Source organism: Hyalangium sp. (genome assembly GCF_035629615.1).
Classification (GTDB): Bacteria; Myxococcota; Myxococcia; order Myxococcales; family Myxococcaceae; genus Hyalangium.
Map to the genome: position 1 here is coordinate 1 of NZ_DASPHO010000564.1, position 24,164 is coordinate 24,164.

19 protein-coding genes are annotated in these 24,164 nt (G+C 69.7%); 10 read left to right on the forward strand and 9 right to left on the reverse strand.

Annotated features, from left to right (window positions below):
• The 8 genes from VD972_RS28480 to VD972_RS28515 form a co-directional block, all read right to left on the reverse strand.
• Positions 1-1,495 (reverse strand): GAF domain-containing protein (locus tag VD972_RS28480; protein ID WP_324991903.1); only part of this gene is annotated, 1,495 nt, incomplete at its 3' end.
• 109 nt (positions 1,496-1,604) lie between these two features.
• Positions 1,605-3,200 carry an ATP-binding protein gene (locus tag VD972_RS28485; RefSeq protein ID WP_324991904.1) on the reverse strand — a complete coding sequence of 532 codons (1,596 nt, stop codon included), beginning with the start codon at positions 3,198-3,200 and terminating at the stop codon, positions 1,605-1,607.
• Between the two features lie 147 nt (positions 3,201-3,347).
• The gene (locus VD972_RS28490; RefSeq protein WP_324991905.1) at positions 3,348-3,914 is read right to left on the reverse strand and encodes a BMC domain-containing protein; all 567 of its coding nucleotides are present in this window, start codon (positions 3,912-3,914) and stop codon (positions 3,348-3,350) included.
• Positions 3,907-5,433 carry an aldehyde dehydrogenase family protein gene (locus VD972_RS28495; RefSeq protein ID WP_324991906.1) on the reverse strand — a complete coding sequence of 509 codons (1,527 nt, stop codon included), beginning with the start codon at positions 5,431-5,433 and terminating at the stop codon, positions 3,907-3,909. The genes VD972_RS28490 and VD972_RS28495 overlap by 8 nt, the downstream gene beginning before the upstream one ends.
• A gap of 42 nt (positions 5,434-5,475) precedes the next feature.
• On the reverse strand, positions 5,476-5,664 hold the full coding sequence (locus tag VD972_RS28500) for a hypothetical protein (protein ID WP_324991907.1): 189 nt from the start codon (positions 5,662-5,664) through the stop codon (positions 5,476-5,478).
• Between the two features lie 10 nt (positions 5,665-5,674).
• The gene (locus VD972_RS28505; RefSeq protein WP_324991908.1) at positions 5,675-5,965 is read right to left on the reverse strand and encodes a EutN/CcmL family microcompartment protein; all 291 of its coding nucleotides are present in this window, start codon (positions 5,963-5,965) and stop codon (positions 5,675-5,677) included.
• A 54-nt stretch (positions 5,966-6,019) separates the two neighbouring features.
• Positions 6,020-6,322 carry an ethanolamine utilization microcompartment protein EutM gene (eutM, locus tag VD972_RS28510; protein ID WP_324991909.1) on the reverse strand — a complete coding sequence of 101 codons (303 nt, stop codon included), beginning with the start codon at positions 6,320-6,322 and terminating at the stop codon, positions 6,020-6,022.
• 68 nt (positions 6,323-6,390) lie between these two features.
• On the reverse strand, positions 6,391-7,029 hold the full coding sequence (locus tag VD972_RS28515; RefSeq protein ID WP_324991910.1) for a BMC domain-containing protein: 639 nt from the start codon (positions 7,027-7,029) through the stop codon (positions 6,391-6,393).
• Between the two features lie 94 nt (positions 7,030-7,123).
• Here VD972_RS28515 and VD972_RS28520 point away from each other — a divergent pair, with 94 nt between their 5' ends.
• The 6 genes from VD972_RS28520 (at position 7,124) to VD972_RS28545 (ending at position 16,939) form a co-directional block, all read left to right on the forward strand.
• Positions 7,124-7,729, forward strand: coding sequence for a hypothetical protein (locus VD972_RS28520; RefSeq protein WP_324991911.1), 606 nt, complete (start codon positions 7,124-7,126; stop codon positions 7,727-7,729).
• 84 nt (positions 7,730-7,813) lie between these two features.
• Positions 7,814-9,088: a Stp1/IreP family PP2C-type Ser/Thr phosphatase gene (locus VD972_RS28525; RefSeq protein ID WP_324991912.1), complete on the forward strand. Its 1,275-nt coding sequence runs from the start codon at positions 7,814-7,816 to the stop codon at positions 9,086-9,088.
• Between the two features lie 88 nt (positions 9,089-9,176).
• A complete protein-coding gene (locus VD972_RS28530) occupies positions 9,177-10,121 on the forward strand; it encodes a hypothetical protein (RefSeq protein ID WP_324991913.1) in 945 nt (314 codons plus the stop codon).
• A 233-nt stretch (positions 10,122-10,354) separates the two neighbouring features.
• Positions 10,355-12,772 carry a transglycosylase SLT domain-containing protein gene (locus VD972_RS28535; RefSeq protein ID WP_324991914.1) on the forward strand — a complete coding sequence of 806 codons (2,418 nt, stop codon included), beginning with the start codon at positions 10,355-10,357 and terminating at the stop codon, positions 12,770-12,772.
• A 348-nt stretch (positions 12,773-13,120) separates the two neighbouring features.
• Entirely contained in the window at positions 13,121-15,535 is a 2,415-nt protein-coding gene (locus VD972_RS28540; RefSeq protein ID WP_324991915.1) for a DEAD/DEAH box helicase, read from the forward strand.
• 12 nt (positions 15,536-15,547) lie between these two features.
• Complete coding sequence (locus VD972_RS28545; protein WP_324991916.1) at positions 15,548-16,939, forward strand: ribonuclease H-like domain-containing protein; 1,392 nt, start codon at positions 15,548-15,550, stop codon at positions 16,937-16,939.
• Here the strand turns inward: VD972_RS28545 and VD972_RS28550 are convergent.
• Positions 16,934-18,040 (reverse strand): oxygenase MpaB family protein, encoded by a 1,107-nt coding sequence (locus tag VD972_RS28550; RefSeq protein WP_324991917.1) that lies wholly within the window; start codon positions 18,038-18,040, stop codon positions 16,934-16,936. The two genes, VD972_RS28545 and VD972_RS28550, sit on opposite strands and share 6 nt — an antisense overlap.
• Positions 18,041-18,371: 331 nt before the next feature.
• Here VD972_RS28550 and VD972_RS28555 point away from each other — a divergent pair, with 331 nt between their 5' ends.
• The 4 genes from VD972_RS28555 to VD972_RS28570 form a co-directional block, all read left to right on the forward strand.
• The gene (locus tag VD972_RS28555; protein WP_324991918.1) at positions 18,372-21,344 is read left to right on the forward strand and encodes a carboxypeptidase-like regulatory domain-containing protein; all 2,973 of its coding nucleotides are present in this window, start codon (positions 18,372-18,374) and stop codon (positions 21,342-21,344) included.
• 50 nt (positions 21,345-21,394) lie between these two features.
• Positions 21,395-22,642: a bifunctional phosphopantothenoylcysteine decarboxylase/phosphopantothenate--cysteine ligase CoaBC gene (gene coaBC / locus VD972_RS28560; RefSeq protein WP_324991919.1), complete on the forward strand. Its 1,248-nt coding sequence runs from the start codon at positions 21,395-21,397 to the stop codon at positions 22,640-22,642.
• A 118-nt stretch (positions 22,643-22,760) separates the two neighbouring features.
• A complete protein-coding gene (locus tag VD972_RS28565) occupies positions 22,761-23,756 on the forward strand; it encodes a uracil-DNA glycosylase (RefSeq protein WP_324991920.1) in 996 nt (331 codons plus the stop codon).
• Between the two features lie 25 nt (positions 23,757-23,781).
• A partial coding sequence (locus VD972_RS28570) for an alpha/beta hydrolase (RefSeq protein WP_414654149.1) occupies positions 23,782-24,164 on the forward strand: 383 nt, incomplete at its 3' end.

Genomic DNA, 24,164 nt, shown 5'->3' on the forward strand with positions numbered 1-24,164 from the left:
CGCTCTCCACGTCGATGCGTCCCTTGTGCCGGCCGATGATGACGTAGCAGATGGACAGCCCCAGGCCCGTCCCCTGGCCTGCGGGCTTGGTGGTGAAGAAGGGCGTGAAGAGCTTCGCCAGCGTCTCCGAGCCCATCCCCCGTCCCGTGTCCGTGATCCGCACCACCGCCTCGCTCCCCTCCAGCCCGGAGGTGATGCGGATCTCCCCCCACTGCTCGATGGCTTGCGCGGCGTTCATCAGCAGGTTCGTGAAGACCTGGTTGAGCTGGGTGGGGAAGCAGCGCAGCAGCGGCAGCGAGGCCAGCTCCGTGCGCACCTCGCACTTGTGCTTGAACTCGTGGCGCAGCATGCGCAGCGTCGTCTGCAGCACCTGGTTGAGATCTGCCAGCTGCGGCGTCCCGGACTCCTCCCGCACGAAAGTCTTGAGGCTCTGGACGAACTCCCGGATGCGGCTGATCCCCTCCCGCGAGTCCCCCAGCAGCTCCTTCAGGTCCTGGAGGATCTCTTCCAGGCGCTCCTTCTCCCGCACCTCCCGCACCTGCTCCAACAGCCCCGCCACGGTCTCCGGTGGCGAGGAGCCCAGGCCCTGCTCCACCTGATGGTAGAGCCCGATCAGCTGGAGCAGGACGCGGATGTATTCGTCCAGCGTGGAGACATTGCTGGCGACATAGCTCACCGGGTTGTTGATCTCGTGGGCGATGCTGGCCGCCATCTGCCCCAGCGAGGCCAGCTTCTCGGCCTGGATGAGCTGGGCCTGGCGCGCCTCCAGCTCCCGCGTCACCAGGCGGACCCGCTCTTCCAGCTCCTCCTGCTGGCGGCGGCGCTGCTCCTCCAGCGCCTGCTCCGCCTCGCGCCGCCGCACCTCGCTGCGCCGGGCGTAGGTGATGATGCCGCAGGTGGTGAGCAGCGGCTTGAGGAACTCGATGTGGTCCTCCTCATACCCTCCGGGCCGGTTGGCGATCCCCACCATTCCCACCAGCTCTCCGTGGACGCTGAACGGGACCCCCAGGAAGACTCGCAGCGGGGGGTGGCCCGGCGGCACGCCGGCGGCGCTGGGGTGTGACGGAGCATCGTTGGTGAGAAGCGGCTGCCCCGAAGTCACAACCGCGCCGAAGAGCGTGTCCATGTTGCGGAACTCCAGTCCTTGCGAGGCGCTCGTGGCGTAGATCGCGCGCAGCTCGTCCGTCCAGGCGATGTTGGTCAGCGCGTAGCTGCGCAGATACGGCTGCCCTTCTGGTGAGCGGAGGATCTCCGCGATGAAGCCATACTCGCTCTGCGTCTCCTGGAGCATGAGCGTCAGCAGCCGCCCGAAGAGCGCGCGATGATCTCCCTGGGTGACGAGATCGACGTGCACCTGGGTGAGCGCATCCATCAGCCGACGGCTGGCCTCCAGACGCTCCTCCAGGCGCGTCCGCTCCGAGGGGACCATGGGCGGCGTGCCCGGAGACGCTGGCTCCTGCTCTGGATCTTGGGAGCCTGCTCCTGGGTGCCTCATCGACTTCCTCCATGGCTCAAGAATGGATCGGTTTCCCCCAGGACCATTTTGCTCGATTTTTTAACATCCCCCAACAATTCCGTCTGGGGCAGAATTCTTTGCAGCAGGATCAGCGCACCGTGTCCTGAACGGGCTCCGGGTCTGCCAGCTCCGGGGCCACGGGCAGCAGGACGCGCAACGTGGTGCCCACTCCCGGCGTGCTGCTCACGGTGAGTTCTCCGCCCAGCCCGCGGATGATGTCATGGCTGATGGACAGCCCCAGGCCCGTGCCTTCCCCCACCGGCTTGGTGGTGAAGAAGGGATCGAAGATGCGCTCGAGGTTCTCCGGGAGGATGCCGCAGCCGTTGTCCTGCACCTCCACCCGCACCATCGTGTCGCTGTGCAGCTGTGTCACCAGGCGCACCTCGCCCTCGCCTGCTGGGGGCAGGGCCTGCGCGGCGTTGACCAGCAGGTTGACGAACACCTGGGAGAGCTGCACTGGGTTGCCCAGGACCAGCGGCACCTCCCCGTAGACGCGTACCAGCTGCCCCCGGCCCCGCAGCCGCTCCGCCGTCAGCTGCGCCGCGCTGTCCAGCATCTCGTGCAGATCCATCGGCTGGGTGCTGATGGAGTCCCCCCGCGACATTGCCCCCAGGCTCTGGACGATGCCGCGCATCCGCTCGGCCCCGTCACGCGCGTCGGTGATCGCCTCCATCATCTCGCCCATGTCGGGCTGGTTCAGCTTCAGCCGGCGCAGCTCCTTCTCGATGTAGTGCAGGTTGCTCAGCACGAAGGCCAGCGGGTTGTTGATCTCGTGCGCCACCCCCGCCGCCAGCATCCCCACGGCCGCCATCCGCTCGTTGAGCCGCAGGCGCAGCTCGTTCTCGCGGTGCTCGGTGACGTCCCGCACGAGGATCGCCATGCAGTCGCCCACCGCGTTGAGCTGGCGGCGGAACCAGCGGCGGCCGCGCCCCGGCAGCTCCTGCTTCAGCTCCTCGTCGTGGGGCTTGCCCGTCCGCCAGACCTCCTGGCACAGCGGCAGCGGTGCGATGAAGGCCAGCAGGGGGAAGTCCGAGAGCAGGCGCCCCTCCACGGCGCGGGCCGCGCAGCCCAGCAGCGCCTCGGCGTGGGAGTTGAGCCGCATCAGCCGCAGCCCCTCGGGCTCCTCGCGGACGATGAAGAAGGCGTCGAAGCTGCTGGTCGACGCGGCCCGGAAGAGCACCTCGCTCTGGTTCCGGGCCGCCTCCGTGCGCCGGTGAGCCGATACATCCCGGCAGATGCCGTACAGTCCCATCACCTGGCCATCCGGCCCTCGTAGGATTCCCTTCGTGGAGAGCCACTCCCGCTGCACTCCGGCCATCCACTCGCTCATCTCCGCGCGCAAGGTGCGCCCGGCCAGCAGCGTCTGCCGATCGAACTCCAGCGTGTTCTGCACCTCCTCCGGGCTCATCAGCTCGAGATCCCTGCGGCCGAGGATCTTCTCGACGGGCAAGCCCAGGAACCGAGCGCCCGCACTGTTGATGTAGGTGTAGCGGCCTTGGAGATCCTTGGTGAAGACGGCGTCCGGCAGCTCCTCGGCCAGCGCCAGGAAGAGATCGCGGTAGGGCAGCTCCGAGGCTTGGGGAGGAGCAGGCTCGCGAGCGACTGCGGCCTCTGCCTGCCGTGGCTCGAGAGGGTGATCCGCCGCCGTTCCCTCCCGCCCGACGGGCATGCTCACATTGCTCATGGCGAGAGCTTTTAGGCATGCCCCGGGAAGTCGGGGAGTGCGGGATCTGCTCCACGCACGGGCTCCGTCCACCAGTCCACGGTGCAGTGATCGTTCGGTCCGGTCCAGGACGCGCCCATCACATCAGATCAGCGCAGAGGTGAGAGGCTAGAGCACTCGGCCGCGCAGCTCGGGGCTGGGGCGCTGGATGAGCTCCGTCGTCAGCAGCAGGTGCGGCTCCACCGCGGCCGCCGCCCCCTCGAGCGCGGCCTCTACCATGTGCAGCGCTCCTGCGAGCACGAAGACGCCCTTGCCGCCGATCCCTCGCGCGAGCTGGAGCCGCTCCAGCACGACGTCCGCGCGCTTGAGCGCCGTGTCCGCGCACAGCAGCGCGGCCGCCACCGTATGCGTCTCCACAATGCCCACGCTCTCACCGAACGTCCCGGGGAAGCGGCCTTGCAGCCCGTCCACCAGCCCGGAGGCCGCCATGGGCAGCAGCAGCTTGTCCAGCAGCGTGCGGCCCGCAACCTCGAGCCCGGCCTGGAAGGACTCCTGCACCTCGGCCACGCCGCCGGAGAAGAGCAGCAGGTACTTGCCCGGCGTCACCGCCTCCGCGAGCGACAGCGTCACCATCGCGCGCTTCACCACCGCGTCGGCCACGACGTAGCCGCGAGCGATGGAGTCCAGCTCCAGCAGCGCCAGCGCGGGGCCGGGCAGTGGCAGGGGCTCAGACAATGCGGAACGCGTCCTTGAGGGTACAGCGCCGCTCGCGGGTGAAGCTCAGCGCGGTGGTGAGCCCCTCGCCCGTGGGGGAGGCGATGGTGAAAGAGGTGTAGCCCTCGCCCGTCATCCCCAGGCCCGCGAAGGACGGCCCGTTCTTCACGAAGATGGAGGTGTTGATGACGCGCGCCATCGCGTTGAGGTGATCCAGGTTCGTCGAGTGCATCGTCGCCGTGTGCCCGAAGCCGTGCTCGGCCTGCACGGCCGCAGCGATGCAGTCCTCCACGTTGCGCAGCCGCGTGAAGCCGAGCACCGGCAGCAGCAGCTCCGCCTGGATGAAGGAGTGGCTGGCGTCCACCTCCGCGAACAGCAGGCGCGTGCCCTTCGGCACCCGGATGCCCGCCGCGTCTGCGATCTTCTCTGCGTCCTTGCCCACCCAGTCCTTCACCGGGTGCCCGTCATGCACCACCAGCTTCTCCAGCCGGTGGATGGCCGCGCCCGTGACTTCGAAGGCGCCCTGGCGCTCCATCTGCTGCTTGAGCTGGTCCGCGATGGAGGCGACGGCAAAGACTTCCTTCTCCACGATGCAGACGATGTTGTTGTCCAGGGACGCGCCGTCGACGATGTCCTTGGCCGCGCGATCCAGGTGCGCCGTCTCGTCCACCACCGCGGGCGGGTTGCCCGGGCCGGCCGCGATGGCCCGCTTGCCCGAGTTCATCGCCGCCCGCACCACCGCCGGCCCGCCCGTCACCACCAGCAGGCGCACGTTCTTGTGCTTCATCAGCGCCTGCGCCGAGTCGATCGTCGGCTCGGCCAGCGCGCACAGCAGGTTCTCCGGCCCGCCCGCGGAGACGATGGCCTCGTTGAGCAGGTGGATGTGGTGCGCGCTCACCCGCTTGGCGCTCGGGTGCACGTTGAAGACCACGGCGTTGCCACCGGCCACCATGCCGATGCCGTTGTTGATGATCGTCTCGGTGGGGTTGGTGGTGGGGGTGATGGAGCCGATGACGCCAAAGGGCGCCCGCTCCAGCAGCGCCAGCCCGTGATCGCCGGTGAAGGCCGCGGGCCGGAGGATCTCCGTGCCCGGCGTCTTGTTGGCGCACAGGAGGTTCTTCTTGATCTTGTCCTCCACGCGCCCCAGCCCCGTCTCCTGCACGGCCATCTCGGACAGCTCGCGGGCGGCGCGGCGGGTGGCCTCGCGCATGGCCTCGATGGCCCGATCCCTCACCTCCAGGGTCGTCTCGCCCCACTGCTCGAAGGCGGCGCGGGCCGCCTGGGTGGCGGAGTCCAGGTCGTCGAAGATGCCCTTGCGGCCCTTGTGGAAGGCGGGCGCCCGGGCAGGCACGGAGGGCCGGGCCTCGGGGGTGAGCGGGGTGGTGCCGTAGCGGCGCTCGCTGCCACGCCGGTCATCGGCATGGCCATGCGGCGGCTGCGCGGGGGCAGGGACTGGCTGAGGAAGATCCGACAGCTCCTTGGAGAGCTTGCGGACCACCTGATCGACGATCGAGTCGATCTGCTTCGCGTCGAAACTCATTCGGCGAGGCTCCTGGCGGGGCAGGGCGCCCGCCGCTTCACGTCACGAGGCCCGGGGCAGCGACGGAGGCAGCTCCGAACCCTCGTAGTAGATGCTGGCGGTCTGCTTGCCGTACACGACAAGGACCCGGTCACTCTGGGCGAGCAGATCGCTCGCTGTCTCAGTGACCTTGCGAACCAGCGAGTCAAACTGCGCCGGGTGTTTGGGGGCCCGGACTCTGACAACTGGCATGGGGGGATTCCTAGTCCTTCACGTACTTGAGCGTTCCGCCCACTTCCAGCTGATCGACGATGGCCATGACGGTGGCGTCGACGGGGCGGTCCTTCGTGACTTGGGTCTGCCGGGCGCTGGAGCCGGAGCAATAGAGCACCACCTCGCCCACGCCGGCTCCGACTGCGTCCACTGCGACCACGACGGGGCCGTTCACCTTGCCCTCCAGGTCCATGCCGCGCAGCACGAGCAGCTTCAAGCCCTCAAGCTCCTGCTCCTTGCGGGTGGAGACCACCGTCCCCATGACCTTGCCCATCAGCATGCGCGGCTCCTGGATGCCTCAGCCTGGCCCCCCCCGAGGGAGAGGGCTCCCGGCTCAGGTGTTCTCGATGCTGCCCTTGTCCTTGCGGCCCAGCGGAAGCACCAGGTCCAGGTTGCCGTGCGGGCGCGGGATGACGTGCACGGAGACCAGCTCGCCCACGCGCTCGGCGCCCCGGGCGCCCGCCTCGGTGGCCGCCTTCACCGCCGCCACGTCGCCGCGGATGATGGCCGTCACGTAGCCTCCGCCGATCTTCTCGTAGCCGACGAACTCCACCTTGGCCGCCTTCACCATCGCGTCCGCCGCTTCGACCATGCCAACGAAGCCCTTCGTTTCGATCAGCCCGAGTGCATCCGCCATCTGTTCGTTCCTCTCCGCTGTTGCGGTGAAACCACGTCACGCCGTGCCGTGAGAGCGCGGCCCGAAATTCACTTTTCCTTGAAGGCCGCCGGCTCCTTGCCGGTGATGCCCTTGAGCGCCGCCACCGCCGCCGCCGCCGCCGCGTCGATCTCTGCCTCGGAGCCCGACATGTAGAGCCGGCCGAACGCGCCGTACGGCGTCACGTCCACCAGCTTCACGTTGGCCGCCTTCTCCGCCTCGTTGGCCGCCAGCGCCGCGTAGGCCGCCGGCTCGCACTCCAGGATGAAGAGCGACTCGCCGGGCTCGATCAGGGAGCCGAAGCGGATCTTGTCGAGGATCATCGCGTGCATCGGCTCGATGGCGCGGATGATGGTGTTGGACACGAGCTTCGGCTTGATCCGGTCCTCCTCCTTGGCCTCGAGGAACTTGAGGATGGAGTCGCCGGCGCTGCGTACCTCGCCCTTGTCCTCGTGGTGCACCTCGAGCATGCCGTAGGCGCGCTCCACCACCAGCGTGGCCGGGAACACCCGTGTGCCCTTCAGCGCGGTGTCGATGAGCCCGTGGATGGCCATGCCTGGCGCAATCTCCACGAAGAGCGAGGCCACGTAGGGCACAGGGAAGTAGCCACGGCACGTGGTGCAGATATGCGCGGCAAGCTGCGGCTGCAGTGAGTCGAGGAAAACGAACGCCCGAAGCGACGTGGCCAAAAGCACCCTCTCGGTACAGCCGGTGGACAGTCCCTGCTATAGCGAACCGAACACTTCGTTGACAAGCGCCGTCTGGAGTGGCGGTAAAGATGGCATGTCCCGCCAACTGCTCCTGTTTTCCCTCGTGTTCGGGCTCTCCTCGGCTGCCGTGGCCCAGACGGACCCTCTCGACCCCCCCGCCCGGCGCTCTGGGCAGACGCCCGTCTGGCTGCCCCGAGGCGCCTTCCTGGGCACCTATTTCCGCAATGGGTCCGTGACACCCCAGGCCCGGCTCCAGTGGCAGCTGACGTTCTTCGAGAAGCGCAAGGATGCGCTCGTCGTGCTGCTGGAAGGCGGGGGGGGGTGGGCGGCGGGGCTGCCGGAGACGGCGCTCGAAGGGTATGACGCGCCCATGCACTCCTTCTATCAGCACACCGTGATGGCGGGGGTGGGGTACCGCTACCAGGACCCGGAGGGCTTGCACTGGGGGTTCCAGGTGACGGGAGGACCTGTCTGGTATGGTGCCCACTTCAGGGATCTGCCGGCCGAGCGCCTCTCGGCAGGGCTGATGGAGGGGCGGATTCATGTGGGCTACCGGGTGGGACCGGTGGTCCTTGGGGTGAGTGGCGGGTACGGCGAGCCCTTCAGCTACCGGCGGCGGAGTGTGGCACGCCAGTTTCTGGGGGGAGCGCTGTTCGGGTTCTTTGCGGACTGGAGATGACCTGGCACGTCGCCGGTCCTTGCCAGTCCTTCGCTCGGCTGCGTAACGTGCGGAGTCATCCCTCGGAGTCACGGGAGTGTCGCAGTGGCATTGACCACAGAAGCCTTTGGTTTGACCGACGTTGGCCGGAAGCGTCAGCACAATGAAGACGCAATGCTGGTGGAGCCGCAGCTGGGGCTCTACATCGTCGCTGACGGCATGGGGGGTCACGCCGCGGGCGAGGTGGCCAGTGCGCGGGCGACCGAGGTCGTCAAGCAGCACATCTCCGCGAACAAGCACCTGCTGAAGGATCTGGCCTCCAACCCTTCGCAGGACAGCCGCGCGGCGGCGGCGGCGCTCGTCGAGGTGGCCATCCAGCGCGCGTGCGCGGACATCTACAAGATGGCCCTGGCGGACGCGGCCAAGCGCGGCATGGGCACCACGTTCGTGTGCCTGGCGCTCAGCGGGAACAAGGGTGTCATAGGCCACGTGGGCGACTCGCGCGTGTACCTGGTGCGCCACGGCCAGTGCCACCGGCTCACCGAGGATCACACCCTGGTGGCCGCGCAGCTGAAGGCCGGCACCATCACCAAGGAGCAGGCGGCCAGCTCGCAGTACCGCAACGTCATCACCCGCGCGGTGGGTATCCAGGAGTCCGTGCAGGTGGACACCCTCATCGTCGACCTGATGCCGGGCGACGTGTTCATCCTCTGCTCGGATGGCCTCCACGGCTACATCGAGGACGAGGAGATGCTGCCGCTGGTGAGCACGGTGGCGACGGGGGATCTGCCCAAGAAGCTGATCGACACGGCCAACGAGCGCGGCGGCAAGGACAACATCACCGCGGTCGTGGTGAAGATGGCCGGCGACGGTGCGGTGGCCAACGAGGAGACGAGCGAGGCGCAGTCGCGCATGGAGGCGCTGCGGAAGATCCCGCTCTTCCGCCACCTCACGTACAAGGAGCAGACGGCGGTGCTGTCCATCGCCACCACGCGCACGTTCCCCGCGGGGCGGGAGATCGTCGTGGAGGGGCAGCCGGGCGAGGAGCTGTTCGTCGTCATCCGCGGCCGCGTGGTGATCGAGAAGAACGGCGTGGAGATCGCGGAGCTGCGCGCCGGTGGGCACTTTGGCGAGATGGGGCTCATCGATAATGCGCCGCGCTCGGCCACGGTGCGCGCCACCGAGCCCACGCGGACGATGGTCATCTCCCGGCCGGACCTCATGAGCCTGATGAAGCGCGAGTCCATCCTCGCGGTGAAGATGCTCTGGAGCTTCGTGCAGGTGCTGTCGGACCGGCTGCGCGCGACGAACTCGGAGCTGAGCGAGGCGCGCCAGGAGCTGGCGGTGGCTCAGTCCGTCCAGCCCTTCGCCGAGGAGTGAAGAGGGCAGGGGGCGCGGAGCACCTGGGCCGCGCCCCGCGGAGATGGCACGGAGTCACCTGACTGATGTCCCGAGCCTGGGAGTCCGCATGAACCGCTTCAGCCTCCTTCTGGGCAGCGCGCTCCTGGCGTGCGCCTGCGTGATCGTCCAGCCCCCTCCTCCCGAGGAGCCGCGCCAGGCTTCCCCGCAGCCCGCTGCTGCTCCCTCCTCCCAGGCGGCAGCTCCGGCGCCTGTGGCCTCTGCCCTTGCTGCCCCCAGCTCCCCGGCGCCGCAGCCGGAGCCTGTCTCCGCGGCCCCCGTCTTCCACGCGTCACCGCCAGCGCCGGCCGGCTCAGCCGCCTCCTTCTTCTGTGACGGGTTCGAGATTGAGCAGGGCGTGGTGCCTCCCAGAGAGTGCCAGCTCTGGCCCACCACCTCACCTGGCGCCGTCCCCGGGATGGAGGTGTTGCCGGAGCCCGTTCAGGCGTGCGTGCTCACGAACCTCCCCGGGATGACCCAGGACACCCAGCCTGGCTGGTGCCAGACGTGGGCGGCGCGCGTGCTCCAGGATCGGCTCCAGCAGCTCGGCTGGATCGACGCGCAGGTGGCGCCCGGAGAGAACAAGGGCTCCGGGGCGCGGCCGCCTCGGGTCTGGGTGACGGTCCAGCTCGGTGAGCGCTACCAGATCGGCACCATCGACGCGCAGCTCCTCGGGCCCTCTCCCTGGACCCACCTCAAGATCATTGAGGAGGCACGGAGGGCCATCCCCGCGGGCGCTGCCTGGTACACCCGGAGCAGCATGGAGGCCATGCATGACCGCCTCGTCCAGACGAAGGCCTTCCTGACGGTGGCGGTCCAGGGAGGAGTTCCCGACCGTGAGCGCAAGGTGGTGCCTCTCTCGATCGAGGTGTCCACGGATTCGCTCAAGCGGAAGCAGGCGCCGTACTGTGCGGAGCAGCTCATCCGCTGTCCTTACGGGGAGTCATGCCAGATCGACCGCGAGCGGCGCTGCCGGATCTGCCACTGCACGAGCTGGTTCAAGTATGGATCGTGAGTCGTAGCGAGGGGGCGCAGGTGGGTCCTTCCGCTACTGGCGCCCATCGCTCCCTACGCATGGAGTAGGTGAGCGCAGAGCGCCTTGCCGTCGGTTTTCGTGCAACCGCCGAGGGGCTATCGCCACTGGGTATCACCTGGAAGACGGCTGCACGCGTTCTTCGCGTGAACCCGATTCCGGTCGCACGCCTCGTGAGCATCCCTGTGAGCCCAGGACAACGGGCGGGTGCTGGCATGGTCGGATTTCGTGGTGCGTGGGTGGTGCTGGTGTGCGTGGGCGTACTCGGGGGGAGGCCGGTCTGGGCGCAGGCTCCTGGTGAAGAGGCTTCCTCCGACGAGGTGCTCTCAGAGGAGCAGCTCGAGCAGCTGCTGGACTCTCCCGCCGAACAGCCTTCCGGCGCCGAGCTCACGGAGGCCACCTTCGGGCTGGAGCAGCTTGCGTCGTACTTCGCCGCGGGGCCGCTGGCCCGAGCGCGGGCAGAGTACGATCGAGGCCGCTACCGTCGCGCGCGTGCGCTCCTCTCCGAGCAGGAGGCCACGCTCCCCGTCCGGTTCCTGATGGCGCAGAGCGCGCTCAACATGCGGGACTTCGCCACCGCGGCCGAGGAATTCGCGGCGCTGGCCGAGGAGTACGTGCCCCTGCGCGATCACTGCAGGATGCGCGCGGCCCAGGCCACCGAGCAGCTGCGCCGGCTGGAGACAGCGGCCAGCCATTATCGAGCGGTCGACGCGGGCTCCCCGCTCTACCCGGAGGCGCGCTTCAAGCTGGCGCGGGTGCTCGAGCGCCGTCGCGACATCCACGGGGCGCTGGGCGCGCTGGCGGAGCTCATCGAGAGCCGCAAGGCCCGCGGGCCGGACTCGATCCGGATGCAGGCGCTGCTGGCGACCTGTGACCTGGCGCGCAAGCAGGGCCAGTACAACGTGGAGCACAAGGCGCTGCTCGAGGTGTGGGCCACCAGTCCCCTGTCGAGGGAGGCGGAGCGCGCCCGGCGGCGGCTGGCGGGTCTGCCGCTGCCCATCAAGTGGAGGGTTCGCCGGGCTGATGCGCTCGTGGATCTGCACCGCAACTCCGCCGCGATGGAGCTGCTGGATGGAGTGCTGCCTCACGTGAACCTGCCTGACCCGCTGTCCTGCAATGCGCGCCTCATCTATGGCGAGGCCCTGCGCAAGGAGCGGCAGCATCGCAAGGCCATCCAGGTGCTCACGCCGGTGGTGCAGCAGTGCCACCTGCCGGAGGTCCGGCCCCAGGCGCTCTACCTGCTGGGCTACTCGCAGTCGGTGGTGGACAAGCAGGCCGCCATCACTACCTATGACACGCTCGCACGGGACTATCCCGAGCACGGCTATGCGGACGACGCCCTCTTCTTCGAGGGCTGGCTGCTCCAGCGCACGGGGCAGCTGGACACCGCCATGGCCCGGTACGAGGAGCTAGCCCAGCGCTACCCCGCGGGCAACTTTGCGTCCGAGGCGCTCTTCCGCGCGTTCTGGCTCCACCAGCGCCGTGGAGAGCGTGCGGCCGCACTGGCTGCGCTCCAGGCTGTGGAGCAGCTGCCACAGGCTGCTCGGACGGATGAGGCGCTCTGGCGGGCGCGGTACTGGCACGCGCGGGTGATGGAGACTCAGAACGAGGTGCCGGCGGCACTCGCCGGGTACGAGCGCATCGCCACCGATCGCCCCGCCACCTGGTACGGGATGCTGGCCCGCTCGCGCCTTGCGCTGCTGGCACCTGGGCGCCTGGTCCGAGCGACGCCGGTCTCCGTGGCGTCCGTGCAGCCCGTGACTACGGCTGTCGCGGAGCCAGCTGCGGAGCCGGGGGTGGTCTGGCCGCTGCCGCTGGGCGGGCTCGCCCAGGATCCGCGCTTTGCTGCGGGCGTGGAGCTGATGCGGCTGGGTATGCCGGGTGCGGTGCATGAGCTGCTCGCGGTGGACCCGCGGGCGCTGTCGGAGGGACCGGCGCGGCTGCTCTTCCAGATCCTCCAGCGCACCGGGCGAGGTTGGGCGGCGCGGAAGGTGGCCCGCTCCACGCTGCGCGAGGAGGTGCGTGGCCCGCTGAGCTCCCAGTCCCGGCCGATCTGGGAGGCCACCTGGCCGCTCGCGTACCGCACGATCATCGAGCGTCAGGCGAAGACGAACCGGCTGGATCCGGATCTGCTGCAGGGCCTCATCCGGGAGGAGAGCCGCTTCAATCCTCGCGCGCGTTCCTCCACTGGGGCGCTCGGGCTGACCCAGCTCATGCCGGCGACGGCGCGCCAGGTCGCGGCCTCGCTCAAGCTCTCGGCGGTGGGAGAGCAGACGCTGCTGCAGCCGGCCGACAACGTCCGCTTGGGCGCGGCGTACCTCGGCCAGCTCCTCAAGCACTTCGGTGGGAACGCCGCCTTCGCGGTGGCCGCCTACAACGCGGGGCCCTCGGCGGTGGAGCGCTGGCAGAAGGCCCTACCGCAGGCTGACATCGACGAGTGGGTGGAGCACATCACCTTCGACGAGACGCGCGAGTACGTGAAGAACGTGCTCGGCAGCTACAACGCCTACAAGCTGCTCTACGCGTCCCAGTCGCCGCTGCTGCAGATCTCCTCGGCGAGCGCCGCCAAGGAGAAGGGGTTGGCGGTGCGGGAGCCCGAGGCTCGTGCCGTGTCGGCGCAACCTCGGCGGTGAGCATCGAGCAGAGGGGCAGAGCCGACTGCACCGGCCGCGAGCTCATCCTGCAGACTCAGCGCTCCGAGTCTCAGGGTGAGCTGCCGGCGGCGCATGGCTCGAACCTGTCAGCTTGTATGACAGGTTTGGACGGACAGCGTCCGGCGGCTCGGAGCATGGCCAGATCGAACGCGTTGCGCTTCTCGGAGCGATGGATGCCGAGCAGGGCGAGGTGTCCTCGGTGCTCAAGGGTGATGCTCGGGTCGGAGGAGGGCATCCCAAGCCCTGTGCTCGGCTGAGCGCCGAATCGCGAAGACGTAGGAACTCCAGTTGCTCCTGGAGGTGCACGTCTGTACAGTGTCCAGCCCCATGAAGGCTGAGAAGGAAGAAGGGGCTTTCGCGGGGGCCCGACGCATCCCGTGGGCCGGACCGCGCGGGCTCGACGCCGTGCTCCAAGGGTGGCACACCGACCGGCAGCTCTGGCCGGGCTTCGTCCTCGATGAGGTGACCCCGGCCCGGGAGGGCATCTACGCTTCGCTCCCAGACGATGTGGCGCCTGCGGTGCGCGAGGCCCTCCAGCGTCGCGGCATCGAGCGGCTCTTCTCCCACCAGGCCGAAGCCTTCCAGCTGGCGCGCTCCGGGAAGAACCTGGTCATCGCCACGCCCACCGCTTCGGGCAAGAGCCTCTGCTACAACCTGCCGCTCCTGGAGCGCTTCGCCCGCGTGCCCCAGGCGCGCGCCCTCTATCTGTTCCCCACCAAGGCACTCTCCCGCGATCAAGAGGAGTCCCTGCGCGTGCTGCTGCGCGAGGCCGGGCTGGATCACGGCGCCATCACCTTCGATGGAGACACGCCGGGCGACGCGCGCCGGGCGGCCCGCGAGCGCAGCGGCGTCCTGCTCACCAACCCGGACATGCTGCACACCGGCATCCTCCCGCACCACGCGAACTGGGCGCGCCTCTTCTCCAACCTGCACTACGTCGTCATCGACGAGCTGCACACGTACCGGGGCGTCTTCGGCTCGCACCTGGCCAACGTGCTGCGACGGCTCCAGCGAGTGGCGCAGTTCCATGGCTCGTCGCCTGTCTTCGTCTTCGCCTCGGCCACCATCGGCAACCCGAAGGCGCACGCGGAGCGGATGCTCGGGCGGCCGGTGGAGCTCGTCTCCGAGAGCGGCGCGCCCACCGGCGAGCGCCGGGTCATGGTCTACAACCCGCCCGTGGTGAACGCGGAGCTGGGCATCCGCGCCAGCTACCTCAAGAGCGCCGTGCGGCTGGTGGCGGATCTGGTGCGCTCCAACGTCTCCACGCTGCTGTTCGGCCAGTCGCGCAACGCGGTGGAGGTGATGCTCAAGTACCTCCGGGATCGGTTCATCGAGGAGAAGCTGGACCCGGCGCTCATCCAGGGCTACCGCGGCGGCTATCTCCCAGGCACCCGCCGAGCCACCGAGGCCGCCCTGCGCGCTGGCGAGGTGCGCTGCGTGGTGGCCACCAATGCGCTGGAGCTGGGCATCGACATCGGCTCGCTGGACGCAGTGGTATGCGCCGGCTACCCGGGCTCGGTGGCCGCGCTCATGCAGCGCTTCGGGCGGGCCGGGCGTCGCGGCGCGGGCAGCCTCGCGCTCCTCGTCACCTCCAGCGCACCGCTGGACCAGTACCTGGCGGCCGATCCGCGCCACCTCATCGGCGCTCCCGTGGAGCACGCGCGCATCGATCCGGACAACGTGGAGATCCTCGTCCAGCACCTCAAGTGCGCTGCCTTCGAGCTCCCCTTCGAGGAGGGGGATGGCTTCGGGGACGTGCCGCCCGAGGCCACCACGGATGCGCTCGGGTTCCTCACGCAGCACCAGGTCGTGCACCCCTCACCGAGCGCCGACGGCCGCCGCGTGTTCCACTGGTCCGCGGACGCGTACCCCGCCAACCACGTCTCCCTGCGCAGCGTGGGCTGGGACAACGTCGTCATCATCGAGCTGGGCTCGGACCGGACGTTGGCGGAGATGGACTTCCGCTCCGCGCACACCATGCTGCACGAGCAGGCCATCTACCAGCACGAGGGCGAGCAGTATCAGGTCGAGAAGTTCGACTACGAGAACCACAAGGCCTACGTGCGCAAGGTGGCGCCGGACTACTTCACCGACGCGATGACCTACGTCCGGGTGAACGTCATCCAGAGCGATCAGGAGGCCCCCATGGGCCCGGATCTCCGCGCGGGGTTCGGCGAGGTGAGCGTCATCGAGAAGGTGGTGGGCTACAAGAAGATCAAGTTCCACACCCACGAGAACGTCGGCTACGGCGACGTGAACCTGCCGGAGATGCAGATGCACACCACCTCGCTCTGGCTCACCGTGCCGGAGGCGGTGGTGCGCTCCATGAACGCGCCTCGGCCCGCGGTCATCGACTCGCTGCGCGGGATCGCCAACGCGCTGCGGATCGTGGCCTGCATCGGGCTGATGATCGATCCGCGCGATCTGGGCAGGACGCTCGGGAGCAAGGACGACGCGGATGGGCCGCCTCGCAAGGATGGAGCAGTGGGGTTCGACCCGACGATCTTCCTCTACGACAACGTGCCTGGGGGAGTGGGGCTGGCCGCACGCCTCTTCGATCAGCGACAGGAGCTGCTCTGGCGCGCGCATCGGCTCCTGGACTCGTGCCCCTGTGAGGATGGGTGTCCTGCCTGCATCGGCCCGGCCGCGGGCACGGTACCCGGAGGCGCGCGGGCGGAGCCTCATCCTCGCAAGCAGCTCGGGCTGGAGATCCTCTCGGCGCTGGGCTCGAGGACGCAGTAGGCGAGGTGGCCGGTGGACCTGAAGCGCAAGCTGTCACGGCTCTCGAGCATCGGCCCTGGCGGCAAGCCGGTGGCCACGACAGCTCCTGCTTCCCCTGAGCCAGAGTCGCTCCCGGCCCCTCCGTCGTCCCCTGAGCCGGAGGCCCGGAAGGCACAGGATCCTCGCATCCAGGCGCTGCGCCAGATGCTCGGGAGCTGGGCCGAGCGCCAGAACACCGCCTCGGGCCGTCGAGCTGCTTCGGCTCCGCCGCCCCCAGGCCCGCTGCCCGCCGAGCCTCGGATGACACCTCACGGGCTGGTCCACATCGCCGAGCGCCTGCTGCTCCCGGAGCATCACCACGGCTCGGCCCCCCTGGTGGGCGCGTGGGACGTGGAGGCGGCGCTGGTCGCCAGCCTCGCGCTGGATCCGCGGCTGGCGGGCGTGGACTTCCGGCGGGTGCTCTACCTGGACACGGAGACGACCGGGCTCGCGGGAGGCACCGGCACCGTGCCCTTCCTGGTGGGGATGGCGTGGTTCGAGGAACGCTCACTCCGGGTGCAGCAGCTCTTCCTGCGCCGGCTGGGCGAGGAGGGCCCCCTCTTGCGCGTGCTGGCCGAGCGCATGGCGGAGTCCTCCTGCCTGGTGACCTTCAACGGGAAGAGCTTCGACTGGCCGCTCCTGCGCACACGCTTCGTGCTCAACCGCTTGCCCGTCCCCACGGAGCTGCCGCACCTGGACTTGCTGCACTGCTCGCGCCGGGTCTTCAAGCACCGTGGCTCCGGGACACGCCTGGTGCAGCTGGAGGAGCATGTCCTGGGGCACCGCCGCGTCGGCGACGTGGACGGGGCGTTGATCCCGGACCTCTACTTCCGCTTCCTGCGTGGCGGGAGCAGCGCGGCCCTCACCCCGGTGCTGGAGCACAACGCGAACGATCTCCTGCTCCTGGCGGCGCTGCTGGGCGAGCTGGTGCGGCGCTTCCGGACAAGCCGGGCCGAGGAGGAGGATCCACGCGATCTGCTGGGCTTCGCGGGCGTGGCCATGCGGGCAGGGGACTACGCGCGGGCGCAGACCTTCGCCCAGGCCGCGGCGCGGGGCGGGGGCACCGTCAGCGTCGAGGCGCTCACGCTGGCTTCGCAGCTGTCACGCCGGGCCGGAGACTCCGGGGCCGCGGCGGCCCTGCTGCAGCAGGCGCTCACGTCCGCGAGGGGCACCCAGGCGGCGCCCCTCCACCTGTCGCTCGCCAAGCTGTACGAGCACGCCCTCAAGGATCCCGAGCGGGCCCTGCACCACGCACGCCTCACCACCACGGCCGAGTCCCCCGAGGAGCAGCGCCACCGCATCTCCCGCCTCGAGCGCAAGCTCACCCGCGGGGCGCGAGGGCCCGCGCAGGCCCTCGGCGCCCCGCTGACTCGGGCCGGGCTATAGGCGGGCCTGCTCCCAGCCGCGCACGTCCCAGGACTCGCGCAGCGCGGTCGGGAGGCGGAAGGGCACCCGCGCCGGCCCGCGGTTCACCCAGAAGAGTCCCTCCACCAGCTTTCGGCCGAACAGCCCGACGAGCTGTGCCGCCTGCGGCCCTTGAAGAGACACCACCCCATCGCTCACCCAGCCGAGCACCCGCAGCGGCCCCACGAGCAGGCGCGTCCAGTTCGAGGGCGGCACGGCGAGCAGGTTCGCGGTGGCGTCTCCCATCAGGTGGCGCATGAGCGTGGATGGCAGGCCATCGAAGAGGTTCCCGGGCGCGATGTGCTCCATCAGCTTCAAGAGCGCCTGCGTCAGTGCCTGCCCCTCGGGCGTGGCCCCGGAGGTCCGCTGCTGAATAAGGCCCTCGAGGCGGATGGCATCCTCCAGCCTCTCCGGGAGCAGGTGCTCGCGGATGCCCATCACGTACCCCACCACCCGCCAGGTGTGGTAGTAGGCCCGGCGCTCGGTGTCCGAGAGCATGCAGCCCATCCGCTCCAGCGAGCGCAGCACGACGGTGGAGAAGGTGAGCAGCGTCCCCGCCATGTCCTCCTGGTTGATGGGCTGGTTCCACGCGGGATCCCACCGGCCGCTCTGACGGATCAGGTAGCGCACGGCCGCATGCATCAGGCGCACCTTCTGGGCCGAGCGCAGGCCCCGGCCGCCCATCCCCAGCCCTCCGGGAGCCATGACGTCGACGATCATCTGCCCCGTCTCGACGATCCGGCGGTGCGGGTCCGTCTCCATGCGCGCCGTGAGGTGCAGCACCTGGACACCCTTCGCGGCGCTGTAGCAGGAGGGCAGTGACGCGCAGAAGAGCGCGGTGATGATGTGAGGACCGTAGCGCCCGAAGACCTGCTCGCCCTGGCGGAGGAGGTTCGCGTTCGTCCAGGAGGGCAGCTGGCCGCTCTGCTCGAAGTAGCCTCGGAGCGGCGGCGCGAGCATCTCCAGCGAGACGTTCTCATTGACTACCAGCTGCTTCATCAGCGCGTTGGCGGCCTGGACCTTCTCACGTTGGAAGAGGTTGCGAACGGCTTCGTCCGCGGGTGGATCACACTGCTCGCGCATCGAATCCAAGAACTCATGCGTCCAGCTTGCTTCTTTCATCGCGGCCCCCCGGTCGCGCATCCTCTGAAATTAGAGGAAGGTCGGATTAATGTGGCATGTGCCCGGGAGTCTGCCGACCCGGTGTGGGGTATGAGCGTGCGGCAATCGACGGATGGGTCGGCGACGGACGGCGCGCCGGAGCTCTGCAGCGTCTACGGGTGAGCAGATGGGCTCAGTCGCGGCAGTGCACCTTGCCGTACAAGGATCGTCCAGGGGGGAACGAGCGGGGAATTTCCAGAAAAGAAGGGCGGTTCGCGGGCATGCCGCGGATTAAGTTCCGGCCTGGCTTCCGATGCGCAAATGGTTCGTCATAGGGGCGGCGTCAGTCCTGTTGGGGGTCGGCGCGGCCGTGTTCTGGCTCCAGCCAGAGTCTGATCCAGCCACCCACACTTCGACTCCGGAGACTGCCGCGGCGCGTCCCCTGCCTGCGTTCCAGGAGGTGGAGGTGTCCTCGGGGGCTGCCGAGGGGTTGAGCCTGACGGGCCGGGTGCTGGAGCCCTCCGGGCGTCCCATCGCTGGCGCGGAGGTGTTCCTCTCGGCGAGCGCGCAGAAGACGATCACCTCCGTGCGGTGCGAGGAGTGCTCCCAGCCGCTGCTGTCCTGCACGGCGCGCGAGAGCGGCATCCAGGCGCTGGCCTTCTTCGAGCACGAGCACGGCTTCCTCGCGCCTCGGGCCGCCGCACGCACGGACGCGCAGGGGAAGTTCCGCTTCGAGCACCTGGCAGGCGTCTCCTTCTCCGTCTGGGCGAAGGCGACGGGCTTTGGCGTGGCGATGCGGGAGCGCGCAGCCCCGGGTGAGCCGGTGGATCTGTACCTGCCGGTGCTGCGCAGCATCACCGGGCTGGTGGTGGATGACGCAGGGCAGCCGGTGCCAGGAGCACACGTCTACGCGGTGTCCCGCCGCACGGCGCTGCCGGATGAGGCCGTGTCGGAAGGGGATGGCCGCTTCACGCTGGACGGGCTGGGCGAGGGTCCGTTCTACATCGTCTCCAGCGCGGAGGGCTTCATGCCCTCGGTGGAGCCCCAGGTGGAGGCGGGCCCCCAGCCGGTGCGCATTCAGCTGACGCCTGCGCGGACGCTGGAGGTCCGGGTGGTGCACAACCAGGCGCCCGTGGCGGCCACCGTCCGGCTGAAGTCGGATCACCTGTCGCGCGAGCTGCGGACGAAGGGAGAGCCGGCGCGGTTCACCGGGCTCTACCCGGACCAGCTGGTCATCACGGCCGAGTCCGGGAGCTTGGGCTCGGCGCCACGCACCATCACCCTGGAGGAGCGCCTCACCCTGGTGACGGTGGAGCTGGAGGAGGCGGGCAAGCTGCTCGTCACGGTGGTGGACGACGCGGGCCAGCCCGTGCCCCAGCCCGAGGTGACGCTGCGCACCGCCATGGGAGAGGTGGTCCACAAGGTGAAGGCCTCCACGGGGGCGCTCGTCGAGCTGGGCCCGCTGGGGGTGGGAGACTACGTGGTGCAGGGTCAAGCCGAGGGGTTCCGGGATGTGGAGCTCCCCGCGCGCGTGAAGGCGGGAGACACGCCGCTCGAGCTGGAGATGACGCGCGCGACGCTCATCTCGGGTCAGGTCATCGACGAGTACGGGCGCCCCGCACCCAATGTCTCCGTGCTGGTCCAGCCCATTGGCGACGCCGTGCTCGCGGATGCGGATGGCCACTTCACGGCCCAGGTGCCCACGCCGGGCCTCTACGAGCTGCACGCGCACCACTCCGAGTGGGGGGGCGGCAAGGTGAAGGTGACGGCGCCCGCGTCCGGGGTGCGGCTGGAGCTGGAGCCGGGCGCGGCCGTCGAGGTGACGGTGACGTCCGAGGGCCGGCGGGTAGAGGGAGCGGACGTCATCCTCTGGGTGGAGCACCAGGGCATCTTCCGCAGCGATCGGCCCTCGGGGCCGGACGGGGTGGTGCCCATGCGCGGCCTGCCGGCGGGCAGCTACTGGATGGTGGCTTCGCACTCGGACTACCTGGCTTCGGAGCGCCAGCAGGTGAGGGTGGAGGAGGCCCAGGTCCTGAAGGTGACTGCCGAGCTCAAGCCCGGCGCCACCCTCCGGGGAGAGGTGATGGACGAGCAGGGAGCGCCCGTGGCGGGGGCCACCCTGGCGGTGATGCCTCGCGGCGCCGAGCCGGTGGCGAGCGATGCGCGCGGGCGCTTCGAGATCCGCGCGCTGCGGCCGGAGCGCACCTACCGCGTGGAGGGGCGCCACCCGGGGTACGACCAGGTGGAGCGGGCCGAGGGCACTCCGGGAGGCCCGCCCGTCAAGGTCGTGCTCAAGCGCCGCCCGATGTTCCGGGGCCGCGTGGTGGCCGAGGACGGGGCGCCCGTGCAGCGCTTCCGGCTGGACGAGCATGACGTCTCCTCACCGGATGGGCGCTTCGAGGTCTCCCTGCCGGTGGCAGGGGATCGCGTCATCATCTCCGTGGACGCGGCGGGCTTCGAGCCGCTGATGGTGGATCGGCCCGTGGCGCCGGATCTGGGCGATCTGGTGCTGCAGCGGGCCCCCACGCTCACCGGGCTGGTGCGCGACGAGAGCGGCGCCCCAGCGCCAGACGCGGTGGTGACGTGCGAGGTGTGTGACGAGTCCGTGCTCTCCGGGCCGGACGGGCGCTTCACGATCTCCAGTCCGCCCTACGTGGTGCAGTACTCGGTGTCCGCGCGCAAGGGCCGGCTGAGCGCGACGGAGACCCTCAGCCGCGGGAACAACGGGCCGCTGGAGCTGACACTGCGGCCGGCCACGCGTGTGAGCGGCACGGTATACCTGCCGAGCGGACAGCCCGCGGCGGGCTTCCAGCTCGATGGGGTGAACACCGAGCGCGGGGATGCCGTCGTCGTGGTGACGGGGCCGGACGGGCAGTACTCCGTGGACATGGCTCCGGGCAGCTACCGCTTCATGCTGGGCGCGGATCGCGAGTTCGCCGGGGAGCCCGCGCTGCTGGTGCGCGTGGAGGGCACGGCGATGCGGCTGGACTTCGGGGCGGCGCCGGGCTCCGGCTCGCTCACGATCCTGATCAAGCCCGAGCGCGGCAAGGCGCTCTGGGTGGTGGCCGGCGACGCAGCGGGCCTGGTCGGCGCGCCCTTGGAGCTGATGCGCTCTCGCTACGCGCAGATGATCTACCAACCTCGCTCGGAGCGGGTGACGATGCAGGGCCTGCCGCCGGGGCGCTACACGGTGGTGTGGGCGCACTTCCACGCGGAGTCGCCGGAGGGGCCCATGGTGCAGACGGTGGAGGTGCCAGGCGTGCGGGAAGTCTCGATGGTGCGCTGAAGCGGCGTCACGAGGTTGCGAGCCCGCTCGGCCGCGCGTAAGGAAGTCCCATGGACGCATCGGCATTGCAGGGACGCCGGGTAGTCGTGGGAGTAGGCGGTGGCATCGCGGCGTACAAGGCGTGCGAGCTGGTGCGCGAGCTGGGGCGAGCAGGCGCTCAAGTGCGCGTGGCCATGACGGAGGCGGCGAAGCAGTTCGTCACGCCGTTGACCTTCCAGGCGCTCAGCGGGCACCCGGTGCTCACGGACTACTTCGATCCGAACCAGGAAGGGAACTTCGGGCACCTGGATCTGGCGCGCTGGGCCGAGCTGTTCGTGGTGTCCCCCGCGACGGCCGATCTGCTGGCGCGTGTGCGCGCGGGCCTGGCCGGGGACGCGGTGACGACGTCGCTGCTGGCCTTCCGAGGGCCCGTGCTGCTGGCCCCGGCGATGAACGTGGCCATGTGGGAGAACCGGCTGACGCAGGAGAACGTGGCGGCGCTGGTGGCGGATCCGCGCTTCAGGCTGGTGGGGCCTGGAGCGGGGCTGCTGGCCTGCGGGGACGTGGGCTCCGGGCGGCTGGCGGAGGTGAAGGACATCGTCGCGGCGGCGGCGGCGCTGCTGGGCAGCGGGCCCCTGGCGGGCAAGAAGGTGCTGCTGACTGCGGGCCCCACGCGCGAGTTCCTGGATCCGGTGCGCTTCATCTCCAACCCCTCCACGGGGAAGATGGGGCTGGCGCTGGCGGAGGCGGCACGGGCGCTCGGGGCGAAGGTGACGGTGGTGCTGGGGCCGGTGGGGGCCGTGGATCGGACCGGGCTCGAGGTGGTGGACGTGGTGAGCGCCGAGGACATGGCGCGCGAGGTGCTCGCGCGGGTGGAGACGGTGGACTGGTTCATCGCCACGGCGGCGGTGAGCGACTGGCGGCCGGAGCGCCGGGCGCCGCAGAAGGTGAAGAAGGGCGAGGCGCCCGAGGAGCTGCGGCTGGTGCGCACGCCCGATGTGCTCGCGGAGGCCTCGCGGAAGGTGGCGGGGGCGAAGCAGCGGCCGCTGCTGGTGGGGTTCGCGGCGGAGACAGAGAAAGTCCTGGAGCACGCCCGGGAGAAGCTGGAGCGCAAGGGCCTGGACGCCATCGTCGCCAACGACGTGACGGTGCCGGGCGCGGGCTTCGGGACGGACACCAACCGGGTGACAGTGCTGACCCGGACGGGGGTGCGGAAGGACCTGGACGGCGCCAAGCGCGAGGTCGCCCAGGGGATCCTGGAGCTGCTTCTGGCCCATGCGCCCGCTCTGGTGGGGCAGGAGCCAGGGAGCGCGAGGTGACGTGGCGCGTTGGACTCGGCGCGGCCTACCTGTAGGATGGTGCCGTTGACCATGGCGCCATGCTCGCCCCTGCGGTAAGCGTGTGGGTGGCACCGCCTCTATTACCGATCGGCCTACCGTGAACGATCCGCGCGATTCCGCCGAAGAACTGAGTGAAGTCGTAGAGGACCTGCGCCGCCACCTGCTGTGGCAAGAGGAGGCGGGGGGCCGTGAGCTGCTCGTCGACGCGGCGAAGCAGGCTGCCGAGCGCTCGGCTTCACTGCGAGCGATAGTGACGCCTCGGAGCACGAAGCCCCCGGCTGCCCCCGGGCGTGCGGCCTCCCCGGAGCCCGCCGCGCCTGCTGAGGCTCCAACAACGCCCTCGGCGGCTGTCCCTGCGAGAGCCCGGGCGCTGGAGGCACCTCCGAGCCCGGCCGCTGCGCCCCGAACCCCTCCCACCGCTCCCGCGCCCCAGCTGGCTCCGGCGGCGAGCAAGGGGATGCTTCTTGACGTGCCGCAGCAAGCGCCGCCGTACTCCGGGGTCCTCCCGGGCGTCGTGGAGGGCGAGCGCCCCACGCTGGATCAGATCCGGCGCGAACTGGGGGACTGCCAGCGGTGCAAGCTGTGCACGGGACGGAAGAACATCGTGTTCGGGGTGGGCAACCCGCGCGCCGAGCTCGTCTTCGTGGGTGAGGGCCCGGGAGAGCAAGAGGACCTGAAGGGGGTCCCCTTCGTCGGACCGGCGGGTGAGCTGCTGACGAAGATGATCCAGGCGATGGGCTTCAGCCGGGACGACGTCTACATCTGCAACGTGGTGAAGTGCCGACCGCCGGGCAACCGCAACCCGGAGCCGGACGAGATCACCGCCTGCGAGCCGTTCCTGCGCTCGCAGCTGCTGGCGCTTCAGCCCAAGGTGATCGTCGCGCTGGGGAAGTTCGCGGCACAGACGTTGCTTCGGGACTCCACACCCATTACACGCTTGCGGGGGCAGTGGCGCGAGTACCAAGGGGTGAAGCTGATGCCCACCTTCCACCCGGCGTACCTGCTGCGCAGCCCCCAAGAGAAGAAGAAGGCGTGGGAAGATTTGCAGCAGGTGATGAAGATCTTCGGTAGGCAACCTGGCTCCCGCTCCTGAGCGGGGCTCGGAGGGGAGTTCACGGATGAAGGGAGTGCTCGAGACGCGCGACCTGCAGGGGCCCGCGCTGGAGTCGAACCCGCTGGGCGACGTCGGCCGCCGGCAGCTGAGGGTGTACTTGCCGCCCGGGTACGGCGAGGGCACCCAGCGCTACCCGGCCGTGTACTTCCTGCACGCCTTTTCCAACAGCGGGGCCTCGTGGGCGAATGCCTCCGCGTTCACGCTCAGCGTGCTGGACCGGCTGGACGCGATGATCGAGTCCGGGGCAATCCCTCCCGTGATCGGCGTGTTCCCGGATGGGTGGACGTCGCTGGGGGGCAGCCAGTGGATCAACAGCGACGCGATCGGGCGCTACCGCGACTATGTGGCCAAGGATGTGCTGGGCTTCGTGGACCGCACGTACCGGAC

Bases quoted from the DNA above. Each gene is read 5' to 3' on its own strand.
- VD972_RS28485 (WP_324991904.1), bottom strand. From the start codon at position 3,200: ATGAGCAATGTGAGCATGCCCGTCGGGCGGGAGGGAACGGCGGCGGAT.
- VD972_RS28495 (WP_324991906.1), bottom strand. From the start codon at position 5,433: ATGAGTTTCGACGCGAAGCAGATCGACTCGATCGTCGATCAGGTGGTC.
- VD972_RS28500 (WP_324991907.1), bottom strand. From the start codon at position 5,664: ATGCCAGTTGTCAGAGTCCGGGCCCCCAAACACCCGGCGCAGTTTGAC.
- VD972_RS28505 (WP_324991908.1), bottom strand. From the start codon at position 5,965: ATGCTGATGGGCAAGGTCATGGGGACGGTGGTCTCCACCCGCAAGGAG.
- eutM (WP_324991909.1), bottom strand. From the start codon at position 6,322: ATGGCGGATGCACTCGGGCTGATCGAAACGAAGGGCTTCGTTGGCATG.
- VD972_RS28520 (WP_324991911.1), top strand. From the start codon at position 7,124: ATGTCCCGCCAACTGCTCCTGTTTTCCCTCGTGTTCGGGCTCTCCTCG.
- VD972_RS28530 (WP_324991913.1), top strand. From the start codon at position 9,177: ATGAACCGCTTCAGCCTCCTTCTGGGCAGCGCGCTCCTGGCGTGCGCC.
- VD972_RS28535 (WP_324991914.1), top strand. From the start codon at position 10,355: ATGGTCGGATTTCGTGGTGCGTGGGTGGTGCTGGTGTGCGTGGGCGTA.
- VD972_RS28540 (WP_324991915.1), top strand. From the start codon at position 13,121: ATGAAGGCTGAGAAGGAAGAAGGGGCTTTCGCGGGGGCCCGACGCATC.
- VD972_RS28550 (WP_324991917.1), bottom strand. From the start codon at position 18,040: ATGCGCGAGCAGTGTGATCCACCCGCGGACGAAGCCGTTCGCAACCTC.
- VD972_RS28555 (WP_324991918.1), top strand. From the start codon at position 18,372: ATGCGCAAATGGTTCGTCATAGGGGCGGCGTCAGTCCTGTTGGGGGTC.
- coaBC (WP_324991919.1), top strand. From the start codon at position 21,395: ATGGACGCATCGGCATTGCAGGGACGCCGGGTAGTCGTGGGAGTAGGC.